Annotated in this window: 16 protein-coding genes; 7 read left to right on the top strand and 9 right to left on the bottom strand. The window is 59.5% G+C overall.

Annotation, left to right across the window (positions count from 1 at the left end):
* The first annotated feature begins 288 nt into the window (after positions 1-288).
* A complete protein-coding gene (locus F8N44_RS21200; protein ID WP_150651685.1) occupies positions 289-1,176 on the top strand; it encodes an acyltransferase in 888 nt (295 codons plus the stop codon).
* Between the two features lies 1 nt (position 1,177).
* Here the strand turns inward: F8N44_RS21200 and F8N44_RS21205 are convergent, their stop codons facing one another.
* Positions 1,178-1,735, bottom strand: a complete 558-nt coding sequence (locus F8N44_RS21205; protein ID WP_095112740.1) for a DUF2780 domain-containing protein — start codon at positions 1,733-1,735, stop codon at positions 1,178-1,180.
* Positions 1,736-1,885: 150 nt separating this feature from the next.
* On the opposite strand from F8N44_RS21205, the gene F8N44_RS21210 reads away from it, so the two are divergent.
* From F8N44_RS21210 to F8N44_RS21225, 4 genes are all read left to right on the top strand, one after another.
* Positions 1,886-2,521 (top strand): RNA polymerase sigma factor, encoded by a 636-nt coding sequence (locus F8N44_RS21210; RefSeq protein WP_150651686.1) that lies wholly within the window; start codon positions 1,886-1,888, stop codon positions 2,519-2,521.
* Entirely contained in the window at positions 2,518-3,192 is a 675-nt protein-coding gene (locus tag F8N44_RS21215; RefSeq protein ID WP_150651687.1) for an anti-sigma factor domain-containing protein, read from the top strand. The genes F8N44_RS21210 and F8N44_RS21215 overlap by 4 nt, the downstream gene beginning before the upstream one ends.
* A gap of 399 nt (positions 3,193-3,591) precedes the next feature.
* Complete coding sequence (locus tag F8N44_RS21220; RefSeq protein ID WP_150651688.1) at positions 3,592-3,912, top strand: hypothetical protein; 321 nt, start codon at positions 3,592-3,594, stop codon at positions 3,910-3,912.
* 445 nt (positions 3,913-4,357) lie between these two features.
* Entirely contained in the window at positions 4,358-4,741 is a 384-nt protein-coding gene (locus tag F8N44_RS21225; RefSeq protein WP_150651689.1) for a DUF3757 domain-containing protein, read from the top strand.
* Between the two features lie 91 nt (positions 4,742-4,832).
* Here the strand turns inward: F8N44_RS21225 and fdhA are convergent, their stop codons facing one another.
* The 8 genes from fdhA to F8N44_RS21270 all read right to left on the bottom strand — a co-directional run bounded on the left by fdhA (position 4,833) and on the right by F8N44_RS21270 (position 14,908).
* Positions 4,833-6,032, bottom strand: coding sequence for a formaldehyde dehydrogenase, glutathione-independent (fdhA, locus tag F8N44_RS21230; protein WP_034155015.1), 1,200 nt, complete (start codon positions 6,030-6,032; stop codon positions 4,833-4,835).
* Between the two features lie 153 nt (positions 6,033-6,185).
* Entirely contained in the window at positions 6,186-7,043 is an 858-nt protein-coding gene (gene purU / locus F8N44_RS21235; protein WP_008086918.1) for a formyltetrahydrofolate deformylase, read from the bottom strand.
* A 221-nt stretch (positions 7,044-7,264) separates the two neighbouring features.
* Entirely contained in the window at positions 7,265-7,897 is a 633-nt protein-coding gene (locus F8N44_RS21240) for a sarcosine oxidase subunit gamma (protein WP_034155013.1), read from the bottom strand.
* Positions 7,898-8,040: 143 nt separating this feature from the next.
* Complete coding sequence (locus tag F8N44_RS21245) at positions 8,041-11,058, bottom strand: sarcosine oxidase subunit alpha (RefSeq protein WP_150651690.1); 3,018 nt, start codon at positions 11,056-11,058, stop codon at positions 8,041-8,043.
* Positions 11,055-11,384, bottom strand: a complete 330-nt coding sequence (locus F8N44_RS21250; protein ID WP_090286971.1) for a sarcosine oxidase subunit delta — start codon at positions 11,382-11,384, stop codon at positions 11,055-11,057. Before F8N44_RS21250 ends, F8N44_RS21245 begins: the two co-directional genes overlap by 4 nt.
* A gap of 14 nt (positions 11,385-11,398) precedes the next feature.
* Positions 11,399-12,649 (bottom strand): sarcosine oxidase subunit beta, encoded by a 1,251-nt coding sequence (locus tag F8N44_RS21255; protein WP_003206307.1) that lies wholly within the window; start codon positions 12,647-12,649, stop codon positions 11,399-11,401.
* Positions 12,650-12,669: 20 nt separating this feature from the next.
* Positions 12,670-13,923 carry a serine hydroxymethyltransferase gene (locus tag F8N44_RS21260; protein WP_007913117.1) on the bottom strand — a complete coding sequence of 418 codons (1,254 nt, stop codon included), beginning with the start codon at positions 13,921-13,923 and terminating at the stop codon, positions 12,670-12,672.
* Between the two features lie 274 nt (positions 13,924-14,197).
* Positions 14,198-14,908 (bottom strand): TraX family protein, encoded by a 711-nt coding sequence (locus F8N44_RS21270; RefSeq protein WP_150651692.1) that lies wholly within the window; start codon positions 14,906-14,908, stop codon positions 14,198-14,200.
* A 126-nt stretch (positions 14,909-15,034) separates the two neighbouring features.
* Here F8N44_RS21270 and F8N44_RS21275 point away from each other — a divergent pair, with 126 nt between their 5' ends.
* Both F8N44_RS21275 and F8N44_RS21280 read left to right on the top strand, forming a co-directional pair.
* A complete protein-coding gene (locus F8N44_RS21275) occupies positions 15,035-16,075 on the top strand; it encodes a low specificity L-threonine aldolase (protein WP_038363178.1) in 1,041 nt (346 codons plus the stop codon).
* Positions 16,076-16,309: 234 nt separating this feature from the next.
* Positions 16,310-17,134 carry an SDR family oxidoreductase gene (locus F8N44_RS21280; protein WP_150651693.1) on the top strand — a complete coding sequence of 275 codons (825 nt, stop codon included), beginning with the start codon at positions 16,310-16,312 and terminating at the stop codon, positions 17,132-17,134.
* Positions 17,135-17,429 lie beyond the last annotated feature (295 nt).

Below are 17,429 nucleotides of genomic sequence, written 5' to 3' on the forward strand. Positions count from 1 at the left end.
AAATGAGGGCGGCAGACTGGAGTTTTAGACACCCATTGAGGCATTCGTTCGCCTTGAAATCGCTTTCGCGAGCAGGCTCGCTCCCACAGGTTTTTGTGTTGAGCGCACATTTTTAATACACCTGAATCCAGTGTGGGAGCGAGCCTGCTCGCGAAGAGGCCAGCACATTCAACACAACGCTTGAGCAAAGCATACCGGCCCAAAAGTGAAACATTCGTCACCACCGATTTGGCCTGCCGCGCGAAGCTGCTTATCATGGCGCGCCCATCCGTTTGCAAAGAGTTGCTTATGCGCCGCCTGCTCACCGGCTGTTTCGTCACCCTGCTGCTGTTGCTCAACACCCTGATCCTGATCGGGCCGTTGCTGGTATTTGCCCTGCTCAAACTGGTCGCCCCGGGCCGCTGGCGCGATTACGCGTCGGGGGCGGTGATGTGGATCGCCGAGACCTGGGCCGAGATCGACAAGCTGATTTTCCGCCTGTGCATCCCCACCCAGTGGGACATTCGCGGCGGTGAAGACTTGCGCGGCGATACCTCGTATCTGGTGGTCAGCAACCACCAGTCGTGGGTCGACATTCCGGCGCTGATCCAGACGCTCAACCGGCGCACGCCGTTCTTCAAATTCTTCCTCAAGAAAGAGCTGATCTGGGTACCGTTTCTGGGGCTGGCGTGGTGGGCGCTGGATTACCCGTTCATGAAGCGCTACACCAAAGCCTTTCTGGCGAAAAACCCGGAACTGGCCGGCAAGGATCTGGAAATCACCAAACAGGCGTGCGAGCTGTTCAAGCGGCAGCCGGTGACCGTGGTCAATTATCTGGAAGGCACGCGCTATACCGCGGCGAAAAGCGCGCAGCAACAATCACCGTTCAGCCACTTGCTCAAGCCCAAGGCCGGCGGTGTGGCGTTTGTCTTGGCCGCGATGGGTGAACAGCTGGATGCGATTCTCGACGTCACCGTGGTTTATCCAAAGGAGCGAATTCCGGGTTTCTGGGATTTGATCAGCGGCAACGTGCCGCGCGTGATCATCGACATCAAGACCCGCGAACTCGACCCGGCGCTCTGGCAAGGCGATTACGAGAATGATCCGGCGTTTCGCCAGAAGGTCCAGAGCTGGGTCAACCAGCTCTGGAACGAGAAGGATCAGCGCATCGCCGAGCTGCGCAGCGAGCGCGGCTGAATCAGCTACCGGTGCCGGCGCCCCAGATGCTGCCCAGGCTGCTCAGCAGCGAACCGCCGACGCCCTGCTGACCAAGATATTGCAGGAGCACCGGGGCAAACTGGCCGATCATGCCGCTGTCCATGCCCAGTGCGCTGAAGGCATTGTTCAGGTCGTTGGTGTCCTTGACATTGCCCAGCGCATTTTCCAGCCCGGCAGACTTGCCGGATGAACCGAGCAAGGCGCCCAGCGCCGCCAGATTGCCGCTGCCACCCGACAGTTTGTCGATGCCCGGCACTTCTTTGGCCAGTTGTGAGTAATCGGTGCTGCTCAACTGATTCTTCGCCAGCCCGAGCATCGCACTGGTGCCGCCAACGGCTTGCTCCGGCGTGACATCCAGCGCACTGAGGGCACTGAGCAAACCGGCGGTTTCCGAGGTCGGCGCCGCAGCGGCCGCCTTGTCACCGCCCTGCATCCCCGAAACCGCACCAGCGACGTCGTTGAGACTGAAACCGGCAAACACCGGCCCGGCGGCCAGGGTCAGGAGCGATGCCAAGGCAAAACCGCGTGAAATCTTCATTCAGACATCCTCTTGCGCTGTGAAAACCACCCGCTGAACGGGCAGTGAAACTGCCGGTTTGACCGGGTATCCGCGGGCATGTTCCGGCGCGGCGCATCCATTTTCGTCCGGCCTGCGTATATAAAACGTGAAATCCCGGACACCCTCGTGATGAATGGCACAACCGCTGTCGCTGAACTAGCCTGTGAACAGTCCGAGCCCAGCCCTCGTCGCCCGACCTTTGCCTGGAGAGTCGTCATTTCCATCGCCGACACCGATCAGCTGCGACAGTTGTTGGCCCAGTGTTCACTGGGTGATCGTCGCGCCTTCGAAACGCTCTATCGCAGCGTCGGCCCGCGTCTGCATGGCGTCGCCCTGCGCTTCATGGGCCGTGCCGATCTGGCCGAAGAAGTGCTGCAGGAAGCCTTCGTGCGCATCTGGAACAACGCCTCACGCTACGAAGCGCACCTGTCGGCACCGCTGACGTGGATGATCAACATCACGCGCAATCAGGCCATTGATCAATTGCGCAAACACCGCGACCGACCGCTGACGGATCTCGAACAGGATGCGCTGCCGGACGAAAGCCCCTCCGCTCACGACCAACTGAACAGCGCCCGTGAGGCCCATGCGTTGAACCGTTGCCTCGAAACCCTCGACAGCATGCAGCGCCAGTCGATCACTGTGGCGTACTTTCAGGGATTGTCGTGCACGGAACTCTCCGAACACTTGGCAACGCCACTGGGGACGGTGAAATCGTGGATCCGTCGTGGCATGGAACGTCTGCGCCGGTGCCTTGAATCATGAACTACCAGATCCCTGCCCTGCGTCGCGCTCTGGCTGCCGATTATGCGATTGGCTTGATGTCTGCGCCTGCGCGGCGGCGGTTTGAACAATTGCTGCTGGACGACGCTGTGTTACGAGCTGAAGTGGCGCAATGGCAGGAAAGCCTCGCCTCTCTCACCGAAGCGCTGCCGGAGCATCCGGTGCCCGACCGAGTATGGCAAGGCATTACCGCGCGGATCGAACCGCAAGTGCTGCATGTGCCCGAGAAGCGGCCGTTCTGGAACTGGCTACGGGTTACCGCTGCGCTGTGTTCGATCGTGGTGCTGGTGTTCCTCGGCTCGCTGTACAACCGCGACGACGCCCGCTACCACGCCACGCTGCTGACAGCCGATGCGCAACCGGCGCTGAAGGTCGAGGCACATGCGGATTATCTGCAAGTTGAGCCGCTGACGTTGGCGGCCGTTGATGCGGATCATAGCCTGGAGTTGTGGGTGATTCCGGCGGATGGCAAGCCGATTTCGCTGGGTGTGATTCCGGCGGGGGGCAAAGGCAAGGTTGAGTTGAGTGAGGCGCAGAAAGCCTTGATCGGCAAACCGATTGCGCTGGCGGTAAGTCTTGAACCTAAAGGTGGTTCGCCGACTGGGCAACCGACCGGACCGGTTCTGTATCAAGGGACGCTGGCGGCGCTGTAAAGCAAAGCCCCTCACCCTAGCCCTCTCCCAGAGGGAGAGGGGACTGACCGTGGTGTTCTCTCGAGTTTTATCGACCTGAAATACCGAGCCGAACTCGAACCCGAAAACTACGAAAATCTGCTCCCTTTCCCCCTCTCCCTTAGGGAGAGGGCTGGGGTGAGGGTAGCTTATGACCTTGCCTTACAACGGCGACCCTGAGGTCACCCTGATCGAGGCTGACTCCCCGCAAGACCTCAACGCCCGAAACAACTGAACGCTGCGGTCTTTTAGACTCTTTAGTTGCGAACCGTTCGAATAGATATTTCAAAATGAACTATAAACCTGTCAGACCTGACAGTAGGCGCTATTCATCATCCGCGCGAAAATTGCGGCTCCCATTTAAGTAACGGAGCAAAAGTAATGAAGCTTAAAGTTGTCACCAGCCTGGTGATCAGTTTGAACATGATGAGTTCCACCTACGCAGCGACCTGCCCAACAATTTCGGTGTCCCGATCACAAGACGCTGAAGATCTCAGCTTCACCTCTGCACTCGTCAAGGATAAAAACACTTCCAAATCGGTTGTCATCTGCAGATATGAAGGCAAGGACGACCTAGGTGTATCGGCCGGATACCGAAACGGTACTCCGATTAGCACCACTGGAAGCGGTTGGACGGGTAATGAATGCACAGCGGCTGACGGTGACGTCAATAAATGCGCATTCCAGGGCAAGAAAAAGTAGCGATACAAAGACAACCGTACGGGTTGTCTTTTCATTAGCGTACGTCTTGGGTCGCACCGTGTGATACCAACCTTACAATGCAGGAAGCACAGACATGTCAAACAGGCAAACCGGTACAGTTAAGTGATTTAACGACGAAAAAGTCTTCGGCTTTATTTAAAGCATGAAAAGCCCACTATGGAATGGAGGATGTAACCGCTTGTTTGAACCCTACGTGTCAGAAGTTCCAGTCTGGGTAAGGGCTACGGCATAGTTTCATGCCGAGTTGAGCTTCGCCTCGCATTGGAAGGCGTAGAACCAATGCTGAAAATTGTTATTGTCGTTCGCGATTAAGAAAAAAATATCAGTAGCTAAGAATTCTAAAAAACTGTCATAAGTATCAGTACTCATCGTCTAAAAACTGGAAGACCATAAGCACCCAACGTAAATAAATGAGTACAACACCATGCTTAAGAAATTAACTCCCTGCTTGTTGATATCAGCATTCCTTGCAAGTACGGCCCATGCGGAATCTTGCCCTCCAGGATCCTCTTTTCACAAACTTGAAGAAGGAATATATACAGTCACGGGACTTGATGGAAATCCAGTAAAAGTCAATGTCATGCCAGACGTAGACCAGCCCACATTGAAAAGTCTAAAGTTCACTTCCGCTCGCTTACTGAATAAAGAAAACAGTTCTGCCAAGGTTATTTGTAGATACGAAAATTCTACGGCAGGCGGATCGTTAGGCGTGGAGTTGCCCACAGGAAAACCGGTTACAGGTGCTGGGGCCAACTGGAGCGGCAACGACTGCGTAGCTGACGACGAACTAAAATGTGCGTTTAATTAATCTCGCCCACTGTTCAGAAAAAACTGTTATTTATCCCACCAACAAAAACGGCACTTCTCAGAAGTGCCGCTTCTTTCATTCATTTTAAACCCTACGCCGCACTAAACAACTTATGCGGATCAATCACAAACTTCTTCGGCACGCCCGCATCGAACTCGCCATAGCCTTCCGGCGCCTGATCGAGGCTGATCACTTGCACGCCCACCACTTCGGCGATGTTGATGCGATCCCACATGATCGCCTGCATCAGTTGGCGGTTGTACTTCATCACTGGGGTCTGGCCGGTGTGGAAGCTGTGCGACTTGGCCCAGCCCAGACCGAAGCGAATGCTCAGGCTGCCCATTTTCGCAGCAGCGTCCACGGCACCCGGATCTTCGGTGACGTACAGGCCGGGGATACCGATTTTGCCGGCAACGCGGACCACACCCATCAGTGAGTTGAGCACGGTGGCCGGAGCCTCGGCTTTCACGCCGTCGTGGCCGTGGCCGCGTGCTTCGAAGCCGACGCAGTCCACTGCGCAATCCACTTCCGGCTCGCCCAGCAGTGCGGCGATCTGTTCGTGCAGCGGGGTGTCCTTGGACAGGTCGACGATTTCAAAACCCTGGGATTTGGCGTGAGCCAAGCGGATGGTGTTGACGTCGCCGACGATCACCACCGCAGCACCGAGCAGGCGCGCGGAAGCGGCAGCGGCCAGACCGACCGGGCCGGCGCCGGCAATGTAAACGGTGCTGCCCGGGCCAACGCCGGCAGTGACGGCGCCGTGGTAACCGGTCGGGAGGATATCGGAGAGGCAGGTCAGGTCGCGGATTTTCTCCATGGCCTTGTCGCGGTCCGGCAGTTTCAGCAGGTTGAAATCGGCGTACGGCACCAGCACGTACTCGGCCTGACCGCCAGTCCAATCGCCCATGTCGACGTAACCGTAAGCACCGCCGGCTCGGGCCGGGTTGACGGTCAGGCAGACGCCGGTGTGTTGCTCTTTGCAGGAACGGCAGCGCCCGCACGCCACGTTGAACGGCACGGAAACCAGGTCGCCGATTTTCAGGTTTTCGACGTCGGAGCCTTTTTCGATCACCTCGCCGGTGATCTCGTGGCCCAGCACCAGACCGGTCTGCGCCGTGGTACGGCCGCGCACCATGTGCTGGTCGGAGCCGCAGATATTGGTGGAAACCACTTTGAGAATGACCCCGTGCTCGATCTTGCGACCGCGCGGGTCCTGCATTTTCGGATAGTCGATTTTCTGTACTTCGACCTTGCCAGCGCCGAGATACACCACACCACGATTGCCAGACATGCTTTCACCTCGCTGTTGTTTTTATGGAACCGCGTTGCCCAGGCAGGCAGCGCGTTGAGTGCTCGGTAAATCAAAAGATCGCAGCCTTCGGCAGCTCCTACATGAATCGCATCCCCCTGTAGGAGCTGCCGAAGGCTGCGATCTTTTAGCGATCTAAAGTACGACCGTACGATTGGCGTTCAAAAACACCCGTCTCTCAATGTGATACCCAACGGCCCGCGCCAGCGTCAGGCCTTCGATATCGCGCCCCTTGGCAATCAGATCCTCGGGGTAATGACTGTGATCCACCGCCTCGACGCCTTGAGCAATGATCGGCCCTTCATCCAGATCGTTATTGATGTAATGCGCCGTCGCGCCAACCAGTTTCACACCCTTGTTGTACGCCTGGTGATACGGCTTGGCGCCCTTGAAGCCCGGCAGCAGCGAGTGATGAATGTTGATCGCCTTGCCATCGAGCTTGCGGCACAGCTCCGGCGACAGCACCTGCATGTAGCGGGCGAGGATCACCAGTTCGGCGCCGGACTCTTCGATCACCTGCCACACCTGACGCTCCTGCGACGGTTTGTCGTTGGGGTCGAGGGGGAAATGGTAGTAGGGAATCTGGTGCCAGTCGGCCAGCGGTTTCAGATCCGGGTGGTTGGAGACCACCGCCGCCACATCCATCGACAACTGGCCGATGCGCTGGCGGTAGAGCAAGTCGTTGAGGCAGTGATCGGCCTTGGAGACCATGATCACCACTTTTGGCCGGTAGTTCGGCGCGGTCAGTTCGAAGATCATGCCGAAGGCCTGACCGCGTTCGGCGAGCCCGGCGCGGAAGGACTGTTCGTCGAAACCGTCGGGCTGACGGAATTCCACGCGAATGAAGAAACGCCCGGAGAGGCGGTCATCGAACGAATGGTGCTCGGTGACGTAGCAGCCCTGCTCGAACAGGAAACGCGTGACCGCGTCCACGGTGCCGAGGACGCTGGGGCAATCGGCGGTCAGAATCCATGTGTCTGGGGCGCGGCTCATGGTGCGGTGACTCCTGTTCTTTGTGCGGGGTGTCTGGGGGAATTTTTCCCCTCACCCTAGCCCTCTCCCGGAGGTAGAGGGGACTGACCGAGGTGTTCTTTCGAGCTACGCCGACCTGAAATATCGCGGCGAACTCAGGCTCGAAAACTCCACAAATCTGCTCCCTTTCCCCCTCTCCCCCTGGGGGAGAGGGCTGGGGTGAGGGGGTAGCTCTTGATCTGTCAGGCCTGAACGCTCAACCCGTACTCAGCCGAAGCATCCTGCAACCACAACCACCAGTAATCCGAAAAGCTACGACGAATCAGCAGTTCCCAAGTGTCTTCAGCCGTATGGCGAATCATCAACTGCGATTTGGCGAACACCGTGCCGACCGCTTTACCCACCGGAAAATTATTCGGGTGCACGTCATAGCTGGTCGACTTCATCAGCACCTGACGCACGTTCGGCCCGCTCAGTTCGAGCACTTGCTGACCGCCGCTGACGTTGACGATCGCGATGTGCAGATCGCCCAGCGCTTCACGCAGTTTCTGTTCGGCGGCGAACTCTTCGCCGCTCGGCACGATCAGCAACCACTCGTCCGGGCCCATCCATTGCAGGCTGGTTTCGCCTTTGACGATGACGCTCAGAGCGCCGGGCAATTCAATGCCCAGGGCTTTGTGCACACCGGCAGCGAACGCGGCATCGTGGCCATCGCCACGGATGGTCAGGTGGCCGAGGAGTTTTTTCTCACGCACGATCACGCCGGCGTTCTTGCGGCCCTTGCCGACCAGGCTGGCGAGGTCGGCATGGTGCAGCGACGACTCGGCACGGGCGCCGGTGGTCGGGCGTTGTTGGTAAACATTGGCTGTGGTCATAAAGCACCTTCCTGAATTCTGTTGGTTCCTGCGGTGGCTGATCTGCCGCTTTCGCGAGCAGGCTCGCTCCCACAGGGGAACGCGGTCGAATGTGGGAGCGAGCCTGCTCGCGAATAGCCGCCCGCCCACAGTTCTTGAGGCCGTCAGATGTTCTGGCGATCCCCCTTCGGATCGAAGAACACTGAAGAAACGATTTCCGCCTCGATCACGCTGCCATCGGCCAGCGGTGCAAACACCCGCTCACCGAGACGCTTCAGACCGCCTTTGACCACACCCATGGCAAACGAATAACCGAGGGAGTTGTGCGCATAGCTGGAGGTCACGTGACCGACCATGGTCATCGGAATCGTCTGCTTGGTGTTGAACACCAGTTGCGCGCCCTCCGGCAGCCACACGTTCGGATCGATCGGCTTCAGACCGACCAGTTGTTTACGCTGATCCTTCACGCAGTCTTCACGGTTCATCCCACGCTGGCCGATCCACGAGAACGGTTTGGTGCGACCGACGCACCAGCCCATGTTCAAGTCGTCCGGAGTCATCGAGCCGTCCGTATCCTGACCGACGATGATGAAACCCTTTTCGGCACGCAGGACGTGCATGGTTTCGGTGCCGTACGGGGTCAGGTTGTACTGCTTGCCGGCCTCGACGATTTTCTCCAGCACGCCCATCGCGTAGTCGGCCTGGACGTTGACTTCGTACGACAGCTCACCGGTAAACGAGATGCGGAACACCCGCGCTGGCACGCCGCCGACCAGACCTTCTTTCCAGGTCATGAACGGGAACGCTTCGTTGCTCAGATCAATGTCGGTCACGGCGCTGAGCAGCTTGCGGCTGTTCGGCCCGGACAGGGTCATGGTCGCCCAGTGGTCGGTGACGGAGGTGAAGTAAACCTTCATGTCCGGCCATTCGGTCTGGTGGTACAGCTCCAGCCACTGCAGCACGCGTGCGGCGCCGCCGGTGGTGGTGGTCATGACGAAATGGTTGTCGGCCAGGCACGCCGTCACACCGTCGTCGAAGACCATGCCGTCTTCTTTGCACATCAAACCGTAGCGGGCCTTGCCCACGTCGAGTTTGGTCCAGGCGTTGGTGTACACGCGGTTGAGGAACTCGCGGGCATCCGGGCCTTGAATGTCGATCTTGCCGAGGGTCGAGGCGTCGAGCAGGCCGACGCTGTCGCGCACGGCTTTGCATTCACGCTTCACCGCGGCATGCAGATCTTCGCCGTTTTTCGGGAAGTACCAAGGACGCTTCCACTGACCGACGTCTTCAAACTCAGCGCCATTCTTCACATGCCAGGCGTGTAGCGCGGTGTGGCGAACCGGTTCGAAGATGTGCCCACAGTGACGACCGGCCACCGCGCCGAAAGTCACCGGCGTGTAGTTCGGGCGGAACATCGTGGTGCCCATCTGCGGAATTGTCACGTTCAGCGAGCGGGCGGCAATGGCCAGACCGTTGACGTTGCCGAGCTTGCCCTGATCGGTGCCGAAGCCCAGCGCGGTGTAGCGTTTGACGTGCTCGACCGACTCGAAACCTTCGCGGGTCGCCAGTTCAATGGCGGCAGCGGTCACGTCGTTTTGCAGGTCGACGAATTGCTTCGGCGCCCGTGCGGTGTTCTTTTCATGCGGCACCTGGAACAGCGCCAGCGTCGGTTCTTCGTGACGGCTCAGGGCTTTCGGCAACACGCCTTCGACGGTCTGGAAACCGGCTTCAGCGGCAGCGCGCACGCCACCTTCAAAACCGTCAGCCAGCGAATCGCCGAGACCGTAGACGCCATTGATGCCGCCGACGCACACGCGTTTCTGCGGTGCTTCGCCCGGTACAAAACCGAGGATGTCTTCACGCCAGGTCGGTTTGCCACCGAGGTGCGAGGCCAGGTGAACCACCGGGCTGTAACCGCCGGAACTGGCGATCAAATCGCAGTCGAGCCATTCGCCCGGGCTGGTCACCGAATGGGCTTTGACATCAATCGCGGCAACGCGGGCAGCGGTGACGCGCTTGCTGCCACGGGCTTCGATTACGGCGCTGCCGGTGAGAATGCGGATGCCTTTGGCGCGGGCTTCTTCCACCAGCGCACCACGCGGATTGCTGCGCGCATCGGCGATGGCCACCACTTGCAGACTGGCATCGAGCCAATCCAGTGCCACGCGGTAGGCGTGATCATTGTTGGTGCTGAGGACAAGCTTCTTGCCCGGCGCTACGCCGTAGCGACGCACGTAAGTCGACACCGCACCAGCGAGCATGTTGCCCGGCACGTCGTTGTTGCCGTAAACCAGCGGACGCTCGCAAGCACCGGTCGCCAGCACGACACGCTTGGCGCGAACACGGTGAATGCGCTGACGCACCTGACCGATTGGCGCACGGTCGCCGAGGTGATCGGTGAGGCGTTCGTGAATGGTCAGGAAGTTGTGGTCGTGGTAACCGTTGACCGTGGCGCGCGGCAACAGCAGCACGTCCGGGGTGTTCTTCAGTTCGGTGATGACGCTGGCGACCCAGTCCATCGCCGGTTTGCCGTCGAGGCTTTCGCGGGAATCGAGCAGGCTACCGCCGAACTCTTCCTGCTCATCGGCAAGAATCACTCGGGCACCGCTGCGCGCAGCGGCCAAGGCAGCGGCGAGACCGGCAGGGCCGGCGCCGACGATCAGCACGTCGCAGTGCTGGTTCATGTAGTCGTAGGTGTCCGGATCGACCTCGGTCGGCGAACGGCCGAGACCGGCAGCCTTGCGAATGTACTTCTCGTAAGTCATCCAGAACGATTGCGGGTACATGAAAGTTTTGTAGTAGAAACCCGGCGGCATCAGCTTGCCGCCGACCTTGCCGAGAATGCCCATCATGTCGTTGTTGACGCTTGGCCAGCCGTTGGTACTGGTCGCGACCAGACCTTGATACAGCGCTTGTTGCGTGGCGCGCACGTTGGGAATCTGGGTGGCTTCGGTGGCACCGATCTGCAGCACCGCGTTCGGCTCTTCGGCACCGGCAGCAAAGATGCCGCGAGGACGCGAATACTTGAAGCTGCGGCCGATGATGTCGACGCCGTTGGCGATCAGCGCGGCGGCCAGCGAGTCACCCTCGAAGCCTTTGTAGCTCTGGCCGTTGAAGGTGAAGCTCAGCACTTTGTTGCGGTCGATCCGTCCACCGTTGGACAGGCGATTGGTCTGGCTCATACCTTCTCTCCCAGCGCCGTCGTGGCTGTTTTCGCAGTGCCAGCCTTGTCGGTGAATTGTGGCTTCTCGCCGATCTTGTAGCTCTCGAGAATCTCGTAGGTCACGGTGTCGCGGGTGACGTTGAAGTACTGACGGCAACCGGCGACGTGATCCCACAGCTCGTGGTGCAGACCGCGCGGGTTATCGCGGAAGAACATGTAGTCGCCCCACTCCTCGTCGGTGCAGGCGCCTGGATCGAGCGGACGCGGAATGTGCGCCTGACCGGATGCGTGGAATTCCTCTTCGGAGCGCAGTTCGCCGCAGTGAGGACAGAAGATATGCAACATGGGGATTTCTCCTGTTAGTGGGCAACCGCAGCAGCGCCGTGTTCATCGATCAACGCACCGTTGTGGAAACGGTCGATGGAGAAAGGTGCGGCCAACGGGTGCATTTCACCCTTGGCCAGACTCGCGGCAAACACGTTGCCCGAGCCAGGAGTTGCCTTGAAGCCACCGGTGCCCCAACCGCAGTTGAAGAACATGTTCGGTACCGGAGTTTTCGAAATGATCGGGCAAGCGTCCGGGGTGGTGTCGACGATGCCGCCCCACTGACGGTTCATGCGCACGCGGGACAACACCGGAAACATCTCGACGATGGCCTGAATGGTGTGCTCGATCACCGGGTACGAACCGCGCTGGCCGTAGCCGTTGTAGCCGTCGATACCGGCGCCGATCACCAGGTCACCCTTGTCGGACTGGCTGATGTAACCGTGCACGGCGTTGGACATGATCACGCTGTCGATAATCGGCTTGATCGGCTCGGACACCAGCGCTTGCAGCGGGTGGGATTCGATCGGCAGACGGAAACCGGCGAGTTTGGCCATGTGCCCGGAGTTACCGGCCGTGACCACACCAACGCGTTTGGCGCCGATGAAACCCTTGTTGGTTTCAACACCGATGCACACGCCGTTTTCCTTGCGGAAACCGATCACTTCGGTCTGCTGGATCAAGTCCACGCCCAAGGCATCGGCGGCACGGGCAAAGCCCCAGGCCACGGCATCGTGACGGGCGACGCCGCCGCGACGCTGAACGGTCGCGCCCATCACCGGGTAGCGAGTGTTTTTCGAGCAGTCGAGGTACGGAATCTCGTCAGCGACTTGCTTGGCGTTGAGCAGTTCACCATCGACGCCGTTGAGGCGATTGGCGCTGACCCGACGCTCGGAATCACGGATGTCCTGCAGGGTGTGGCACAGGTTGTAGACGCCACGCTGGGAGAACATCACGTTGTAGTTCAAGTCCTGCGACAGGCCTTCCCACAATTTCATCGCGTGTTCGTAGAGGTGCGCCGACTCGTCCCACAGGTAGTTGGAGCGCACGATGGTGGTGTTGCGCGCGGTGTTACCGCCGCCCAGCCAGCCCTTCTCGACCACGGCAACATTGGTGATGCCGTGTTCTTTCGCCAAGTAATAAGCAGTCGCCAGGCCGTGCCCGCCGCCGCCGACGATGACCACGTCGTAGACCTTCTTCGGCGTCGGCGTGCGCCACATGCGCTGCCAGTTTTCGTGGTGGCTGAGGGAGTGTTTGAAGAGGCCGAAGCCCGAATAGCGTTGCATAGTCAGTTACTCCAGAACACTCAGCGATAAACCGGGAAGTCTGCGCACAGGGCCGACACTTGCTGGGCAACATTGGCCTCGACATCGGCATCGCCGAGGTTGTCGAGGATGTCGCAAATCCAGCCAGCCAACACTTCGCACTGGGTCACCTTGAAGCCACGGGTGGTGACCGCCGGGGTGCCGATGCGCAGGCCCGAGGTCACGAACGGCGATTGCGGGTCGTTCGGCACGGCGTTCTTGTTGACGGTGATGTGCGCGCGGCCAAGGGCGGCGTCGGCGTCTTTGCCGGTCAGGCCCTGACGGATCAGGCTGACCAGGAACAAATGGTTGTCGGTGCCGCCGGACACTACATCGTAGCCACGTTTGATAAACACGCTGGCCATCGCCTGAGCGTTATCGATCACTTGTTGCTGATACGCCTTGAAGCCGGGCTCCAGCGCTTCCTTGAAGCACACGGCTTTACCGGCGATGACGTGCATCAGCGGGCCGCCCTGGGCGCCGGGGAACACGGCAGCGTTGAGCTTCTTCTCGATCTCTTCGTTGGACTTGGCCAGGATCAGCCCGCCACGTGGACCGCGCAGGGTTTTGTGCGTTGTGGTGGTGACCACGTCGGCGTACGGCAGCGGGTTCGGGTACAGACCGGCGGCAACCAGCCCGGCAACGTGGGCCATGTCGACAAACAGCAGCGCGCCGACCTTGTCAGCGATCTGACGGAAGCGCGGGAAGTCCAGAGTCTTCGAGTATGCGGAGAAACCGGCGACGATCATTTTTGGCTTGGACTCGACGGCGAGACGCTCGACTTCGTCGTAATCGATCAGCCCGGTGTCGGTGTTGATGCCGTACTGCACGGCGTTGTAGAGCTTGCCCGAGGACGACACTTTCGCGCCGTGGGTCAGGTGACCGCCGTGGGCCAGGCTCATGCCGAGGATGGTGTCGCCCGGCTGGATCAGCGCCAGGTACACGGCGCTGTTGGCCGAAGAACCGGAGTGTGGCTGAACGTTGGCGTAATCGGCGCCGAACAGTTGCTTGGCGCGTTCGATGGCTAGCGCTTCGACTTTATCGACGTGCTCGCAGCCACCGTAGTAGCGCTTGCCCGGATAGCCTTCGGCGTATTTGTTGGTCAGGCCGCTGCCTTGCGCTTGCATCACGCGTTTGCTGGTGTAGTTCTCCGACGCGATCAGCTCGATGTGATCTTCCTGACGTTGCTCCTCGGCATTCATCGCCGCCAGCAGTGCATCGTCGTAACCCTGGATCTGGTCTTGCTTGCTGAACATCGCGTCTCTCCCAGCGGCATCTGTGCGCCATTCGTCTCGGTAAGGCACTGGCATTGAAGGCAGTGCCCTTTGATGCCGATGGTATGACCGGCGCAGACAGCTCAAATGCCTGCGCGCGCCACGCAAAGGTGCGTTTACGACATGGCTGGAAATGCTCTCTTCGAAACGCCGCAGATCCCCTGTGGGAGCGAGCCTGCTCGCGAAAGCGCTCTGTCAGCCAACTTCTATGTTGGAGGTGCCGGCCTCTTCGCGAGCAGGCTCGGTCCCACAGGGGTCAGGTGTATGCCATGCGGATGGCGAGCAGCAGGAGGAAATGTGCGGGATAGAGGGCGTAGGCCCAGCGCCGCATCGGCGGTGGCTGGATATATCGTGAATGTCGCAACAGGAACATTCCCAGCGCTGGCGCAAACAGACAGGTGGCAATACCAAGAATGGCGACGCTGCTACCGAACCTTGCCGAGTCGTAAAGCACTTGCCACTGATTCGCTGCGAGGCATATCAAACCCGGCAGCAAGCTGAAATACCACGGACGGCGAAACACCAGCAGCATCGCCAACGGCAGCAACACCCCGAAGAAACCAAACATCAGTCGTTCCGGAAACATGGCGGCCAGCACCAGCGCAGCAACGCCCAGCAATCGCGACATGATCGTTGGATCCTGCCACCCCCGCGCCACCAACAAGCCCAGCGCCAGTGTCGGCATCACATTCAACGTGTCGGGCTCTGGAATGTACAACCGATACGGAATCTCACTGACAGCACTGAACAGCAACAACCAGCCCAGATACCGCCATTCCATCCTCCGCGAACCATCACGCGCCAGATTCGCCGCCATCGCCAGACAAAACCACGGAAACGCCAACCGCCCCGGCACGTACAGCCAATCGGCGGAGAAACCGACATATCGCAGGTGATCGAGCAACATGCTCAGCAGCGCCAGCCACTTGAGCAGATCCAGCGCGCCGTCGCGTTTGCTCAGGTGCATAATCGTCCTACAAACTGGTAATTTCCTGAATGTGACATCCCGTGTGCTCCCCGGAAGATCTTCGGTAAAGTGCGCACCATCATTGACCACGAGCCTTCACAAGAGTCTCGACCACGGAAGCCGGCCATGACCGACAAGAGCCAACAATTCGCCAGCGACAACTATTCCGGTATCTGCCCTGAAGCCTGGGCTGCAATGGAACAGGCCAACCACGGCCACCAACGCGCGTATGGCGACGATGAATGGACCGCGCGCGCGTCCGACCATTTCCGCCAGTTGTTCGAAACCGACTGCGAAGTGTTCTTCGCCTTCAACGGCACCGCCGCCAACTCGTTGGCCCTGTCGTCGCTGTGCCAGAGTTACCACAGCGTGATCTGCTCGGAAACCGCCCACGTCGAAACCGACGAATGCGGCGCCCCGGAATTCTTCTCCAACGGCTCGAAACTGCTGATCGCCGGCACTGAAAACGGCAAGATCACCCCGCAGTCGATCCGCGAAGTCGCGCTCAAGCGCCAGGACATCCACTACCCGAAACCGCGCGTCGTAACTCTGACCCAAGCCACAGAAGTCGGCAGCGTCTACACCCCGGAAGAAGTCCGCGCCATCAGCGCCACTTGCAAAGAGCTGGGCCTGCACCTGCACATGGACGGCGCGCGCTTCTCCAACGCCTGCGCATTCCTCGGCTGCTCACCAGCCGATCTGACCTGGAAGGCCGGTGTTGATGTGCTGTGCTTTGGCGGCACCAAGAACGGCATGGCCGTGGGTGAAGCGATCCTGTTCTTCAACCACAAACTGGCCGAAGACTTCGATTACCGCTGCAAACAGGCCGGGCAACTGGCGTCGAAAATGCGTTTCCTGTCGGCGCCGTGGGTCGGCATCCTCGAAAACGACGCCTGGCTCAAATACGCCCGCCACGCCAACCACTGCGCGCAACTGCTGGCCGAACTGGTCAGCGACATTCCCGGCGTCGAACTGATGTTCCCGGTCCAGGCCAACGGCGTGTTCCTGCAACTGTCGGAACCGGCCATCGCCGCGCTGACCGCGAAGAACTGGCGCTTCTACACCTTCATCGGCAAGGGCGGCGCACGCTTCATGTGCTCCTGGGACACCGAAGAAGAACGCGTCCGCGAACTGGCCCGCGACATCCGCGAAGTCATGTCAGCCTGACCCCCCCTGCACTGATCGTTCCCACGCTCCGCGTGGGAATGCCTCCCGGGACGCTCCGCGTTCCAGCCTCACCACTGTCGACATGCTTAACACCGCTATGACGCGGAGCGTCGACGGCTGCATTCCCATGCAGAGCGTGGGAACGATCAATGGTGGAGACAGTGTTGCTGATCTGCTTGGTCTACATTGTCTGTCGAGCCCTCCGCTCACATAACAATAAGCAGGAGCATCGGCATGTCGTTACAAGGCAAAACCCTGTTCATCACCGGCGCCAGCCGTGGCATTGGTCGTGAGATTGCGCTGCGTGCCGCGAGGGATGGGGCCAACATCGTCATCGCAGCCAAGAGCGCCGAACCCCACGCCAAATTGCCCGGCACCATCCACAGCGTCGCGGCGGAAGTCGAGGCGGCGGGCGGAAAGGCTCTGGCCCTGCAAGTGGATGTGCGTGATGAAGAGGCTGTGCGCAAAGCGCTCGCGCAGGCCAATGAACATTTCGGCGCGATCGATGCACTGGTGAACAACGCCGGGGCGATCAAGCTCACGGGTGTGCAACACATCGAACTCAAGCGTTTCGACCTGATGCACCAGATCAATACCCGTGCGGTGCTGCTGTGCAGTCAGGCTGCCCTGCCGTATTTGAAGAAGTCCGCCGGGCACATTCTCAATCTGTCACCGCCGCTGAATCTGGCGAGCAAGTGGTTTGCGCAATTCAGCCCGTACACGGTGACCAAGTACGGCATGAGCATGCTGACGCTGGGGATGAGTGAGGAATTTGCCGGTTACGGGATCAGCGTCAACTCACTGTGGCCGCAAACGATGATTGCCACGGCGGCGATTGAATTTCAGCTGGGTAATCGGGAGTCGTTCAAGCAGGCGCGTCTGCCTTCGATCATGGCGGATGCGGCGCATGTGATTCTGGATAGCCGCGGACGGCAGATTACCGGGCGGCTGTTGATTGATGAGGAGATTCTGCGGGAGAGCGGCGTGACTGAGTTCGATCAATATCGCTTTGATCGAGAAAGCGACGCGGCACTAATGCCGGATTTGTTCGTTGACTGAAAAGCCCCTCACCCTAGCCCTCTCCCGGAGGGAGAGGGGACTGATTGGGGGATATTTGAGAATTACGCCGACGTGAAACTGCTGTACCGAATCCATAGTCGACTCGATATCTCAAGTCGGTGCACCGCGTGAGAACAACTCGGTCAGTCCCCTCTCCAACAGGGAGAAGGGACTGATTGGGGGATGCTCAAGGAGTACGCCGACCTGAAACTGCTTTGCCGAATCCATAATCGATAAGGTCGTTCAGGTCGATGTACAACCCTAGACAACTCGGTCGGCCCCCTCTCCCTCTGGG

The organism is Pseudomonas fluorescens (assembly GCF_902497745.1).
Taxonomy (GTDB): domain Bacteria; phylum Pseudomonadota; class Gammaproteobacteria; order Pseudomonadales; family Pseudomonadaceae; genus Aquipseudomonas; species Aquipseudomonas fluorescens_BM.

Excerpts from the sequence above, each read along its gene's own strand:
- F8N44_RS21200 (WP_150651685.1), top strand. The coding sequence starts at position 289 with ATGCGCCGCCTGCTCACCGGCTGTTTCGTCACCCTGCTGCTGTTGCTC.
- F8N44_RS21205 (WP_095112740.1), bottom strand. The coding sequence starts at position 1,735 with ATGAAGATTTCACGCGGTTTTGCCTTGGCATCGCTCCTGACCCTGGCC.
- F8N44_RS21210 (WP_150651686.1), top strand. The coding sequence starts at position 1,886 with ATGAATGGCACAACCGCTGTCGCTGAACTAGCCTGTGAACAGTCCGAG.
- F8N44_RS21215 (WP_150651687.1), top strand. The coding sequence starts at position 2,518 with ATGAACTACCAGATCCCTGCCCTGCGTCGCGCTCTGGCTGCCGATTAT.
- F8N44_RS21220 (WP_150651688.1), top strand. The coding sequence starts at position 3,592 with ATGAAGCTTAAAGTTGTCACCAGCCTGGTGATCAGTTTGAACATGATG.
- F8N44_RS21225 (WP_150651689.1), top strand. The coding sequence starts at position 4,358 with ATGCTTAAGAAATTAACTCCCTGCTTGTTGATATCAGCATTCCTTGCA.
- fdhA (WP_034155015.1), bottom strand. The coding sequence starts at position 6,032 with ATGTCTGGCAATCGTGGTGTGGTGTATCTCGGCGCTGGCAAGGTCGAA.
- purU (WP_008086918.1), bottom strand. The coding sequence starts at position 7,043 with ATGAGCCGCGCCCCAGACACATGGATTCTGACCGCCGATTGCCCCAGC.
- F8N44_RS21240 (WP_034155013.1), bottom strand. The coding sequence starts at position 7,897 with ATGACCACAGCCAATGTTTACCAACAACGCCCGACCACCGGCGCCCGT.
- F8N44_RS21245 (WP_150651690.1), bottom strand. The coding sequence starts at position 11,058 with ATGAGCCAGACCAATCGCCTGTCCAACGGTGGACGGATCGACCGCAAC.
- F8N44_RS21250 (WP_090286971.1), bottom strand. The coding sequence starts at position 11,384 with ATGTTGCATATCTTCTGTCCTCACTGCGGCGAACTGCGCTCCGAAGAG.
- F8N44_RS21255 (WP_003206307.1), bottom strand. The coding sequence starts at position 12,649 with ATGCAACGCTATTCGGGCTTCGGCCTCTTCAAACACTCCCTCAGCCAC.
- F8N44_RS21260 (WP_007913117.1), bottom strand. The coding sequence starts at position 13,923 with ATGTTCAGCAAGCAAGACCAGATCCAGGGTTACGACGATGCACTGCTG.
- F8N44_RS21270 (WP_150651692.1), bottom strand. The coding sequence starts at position 14,908 with ATGCACCTGAGCAAACGCGACGGCGCGCTGGATCTGCTCAAGTGGCTG.
- F8N44_RS21275 (WP_038363178.1), top strand. The coding sequence starts at position 15,035 with ATGACCGACAAGAGCCAACAATTCGCCAGCGACAACTATTCCGGTATC.
- F8N44_RS21280 (WP_150651693.1), top strand. The coding sequence starts at position 16,310 with ATGTCGTTACAAGGCAAAACCCTGTTCATCACCGGCGCCAGCCGTGGC.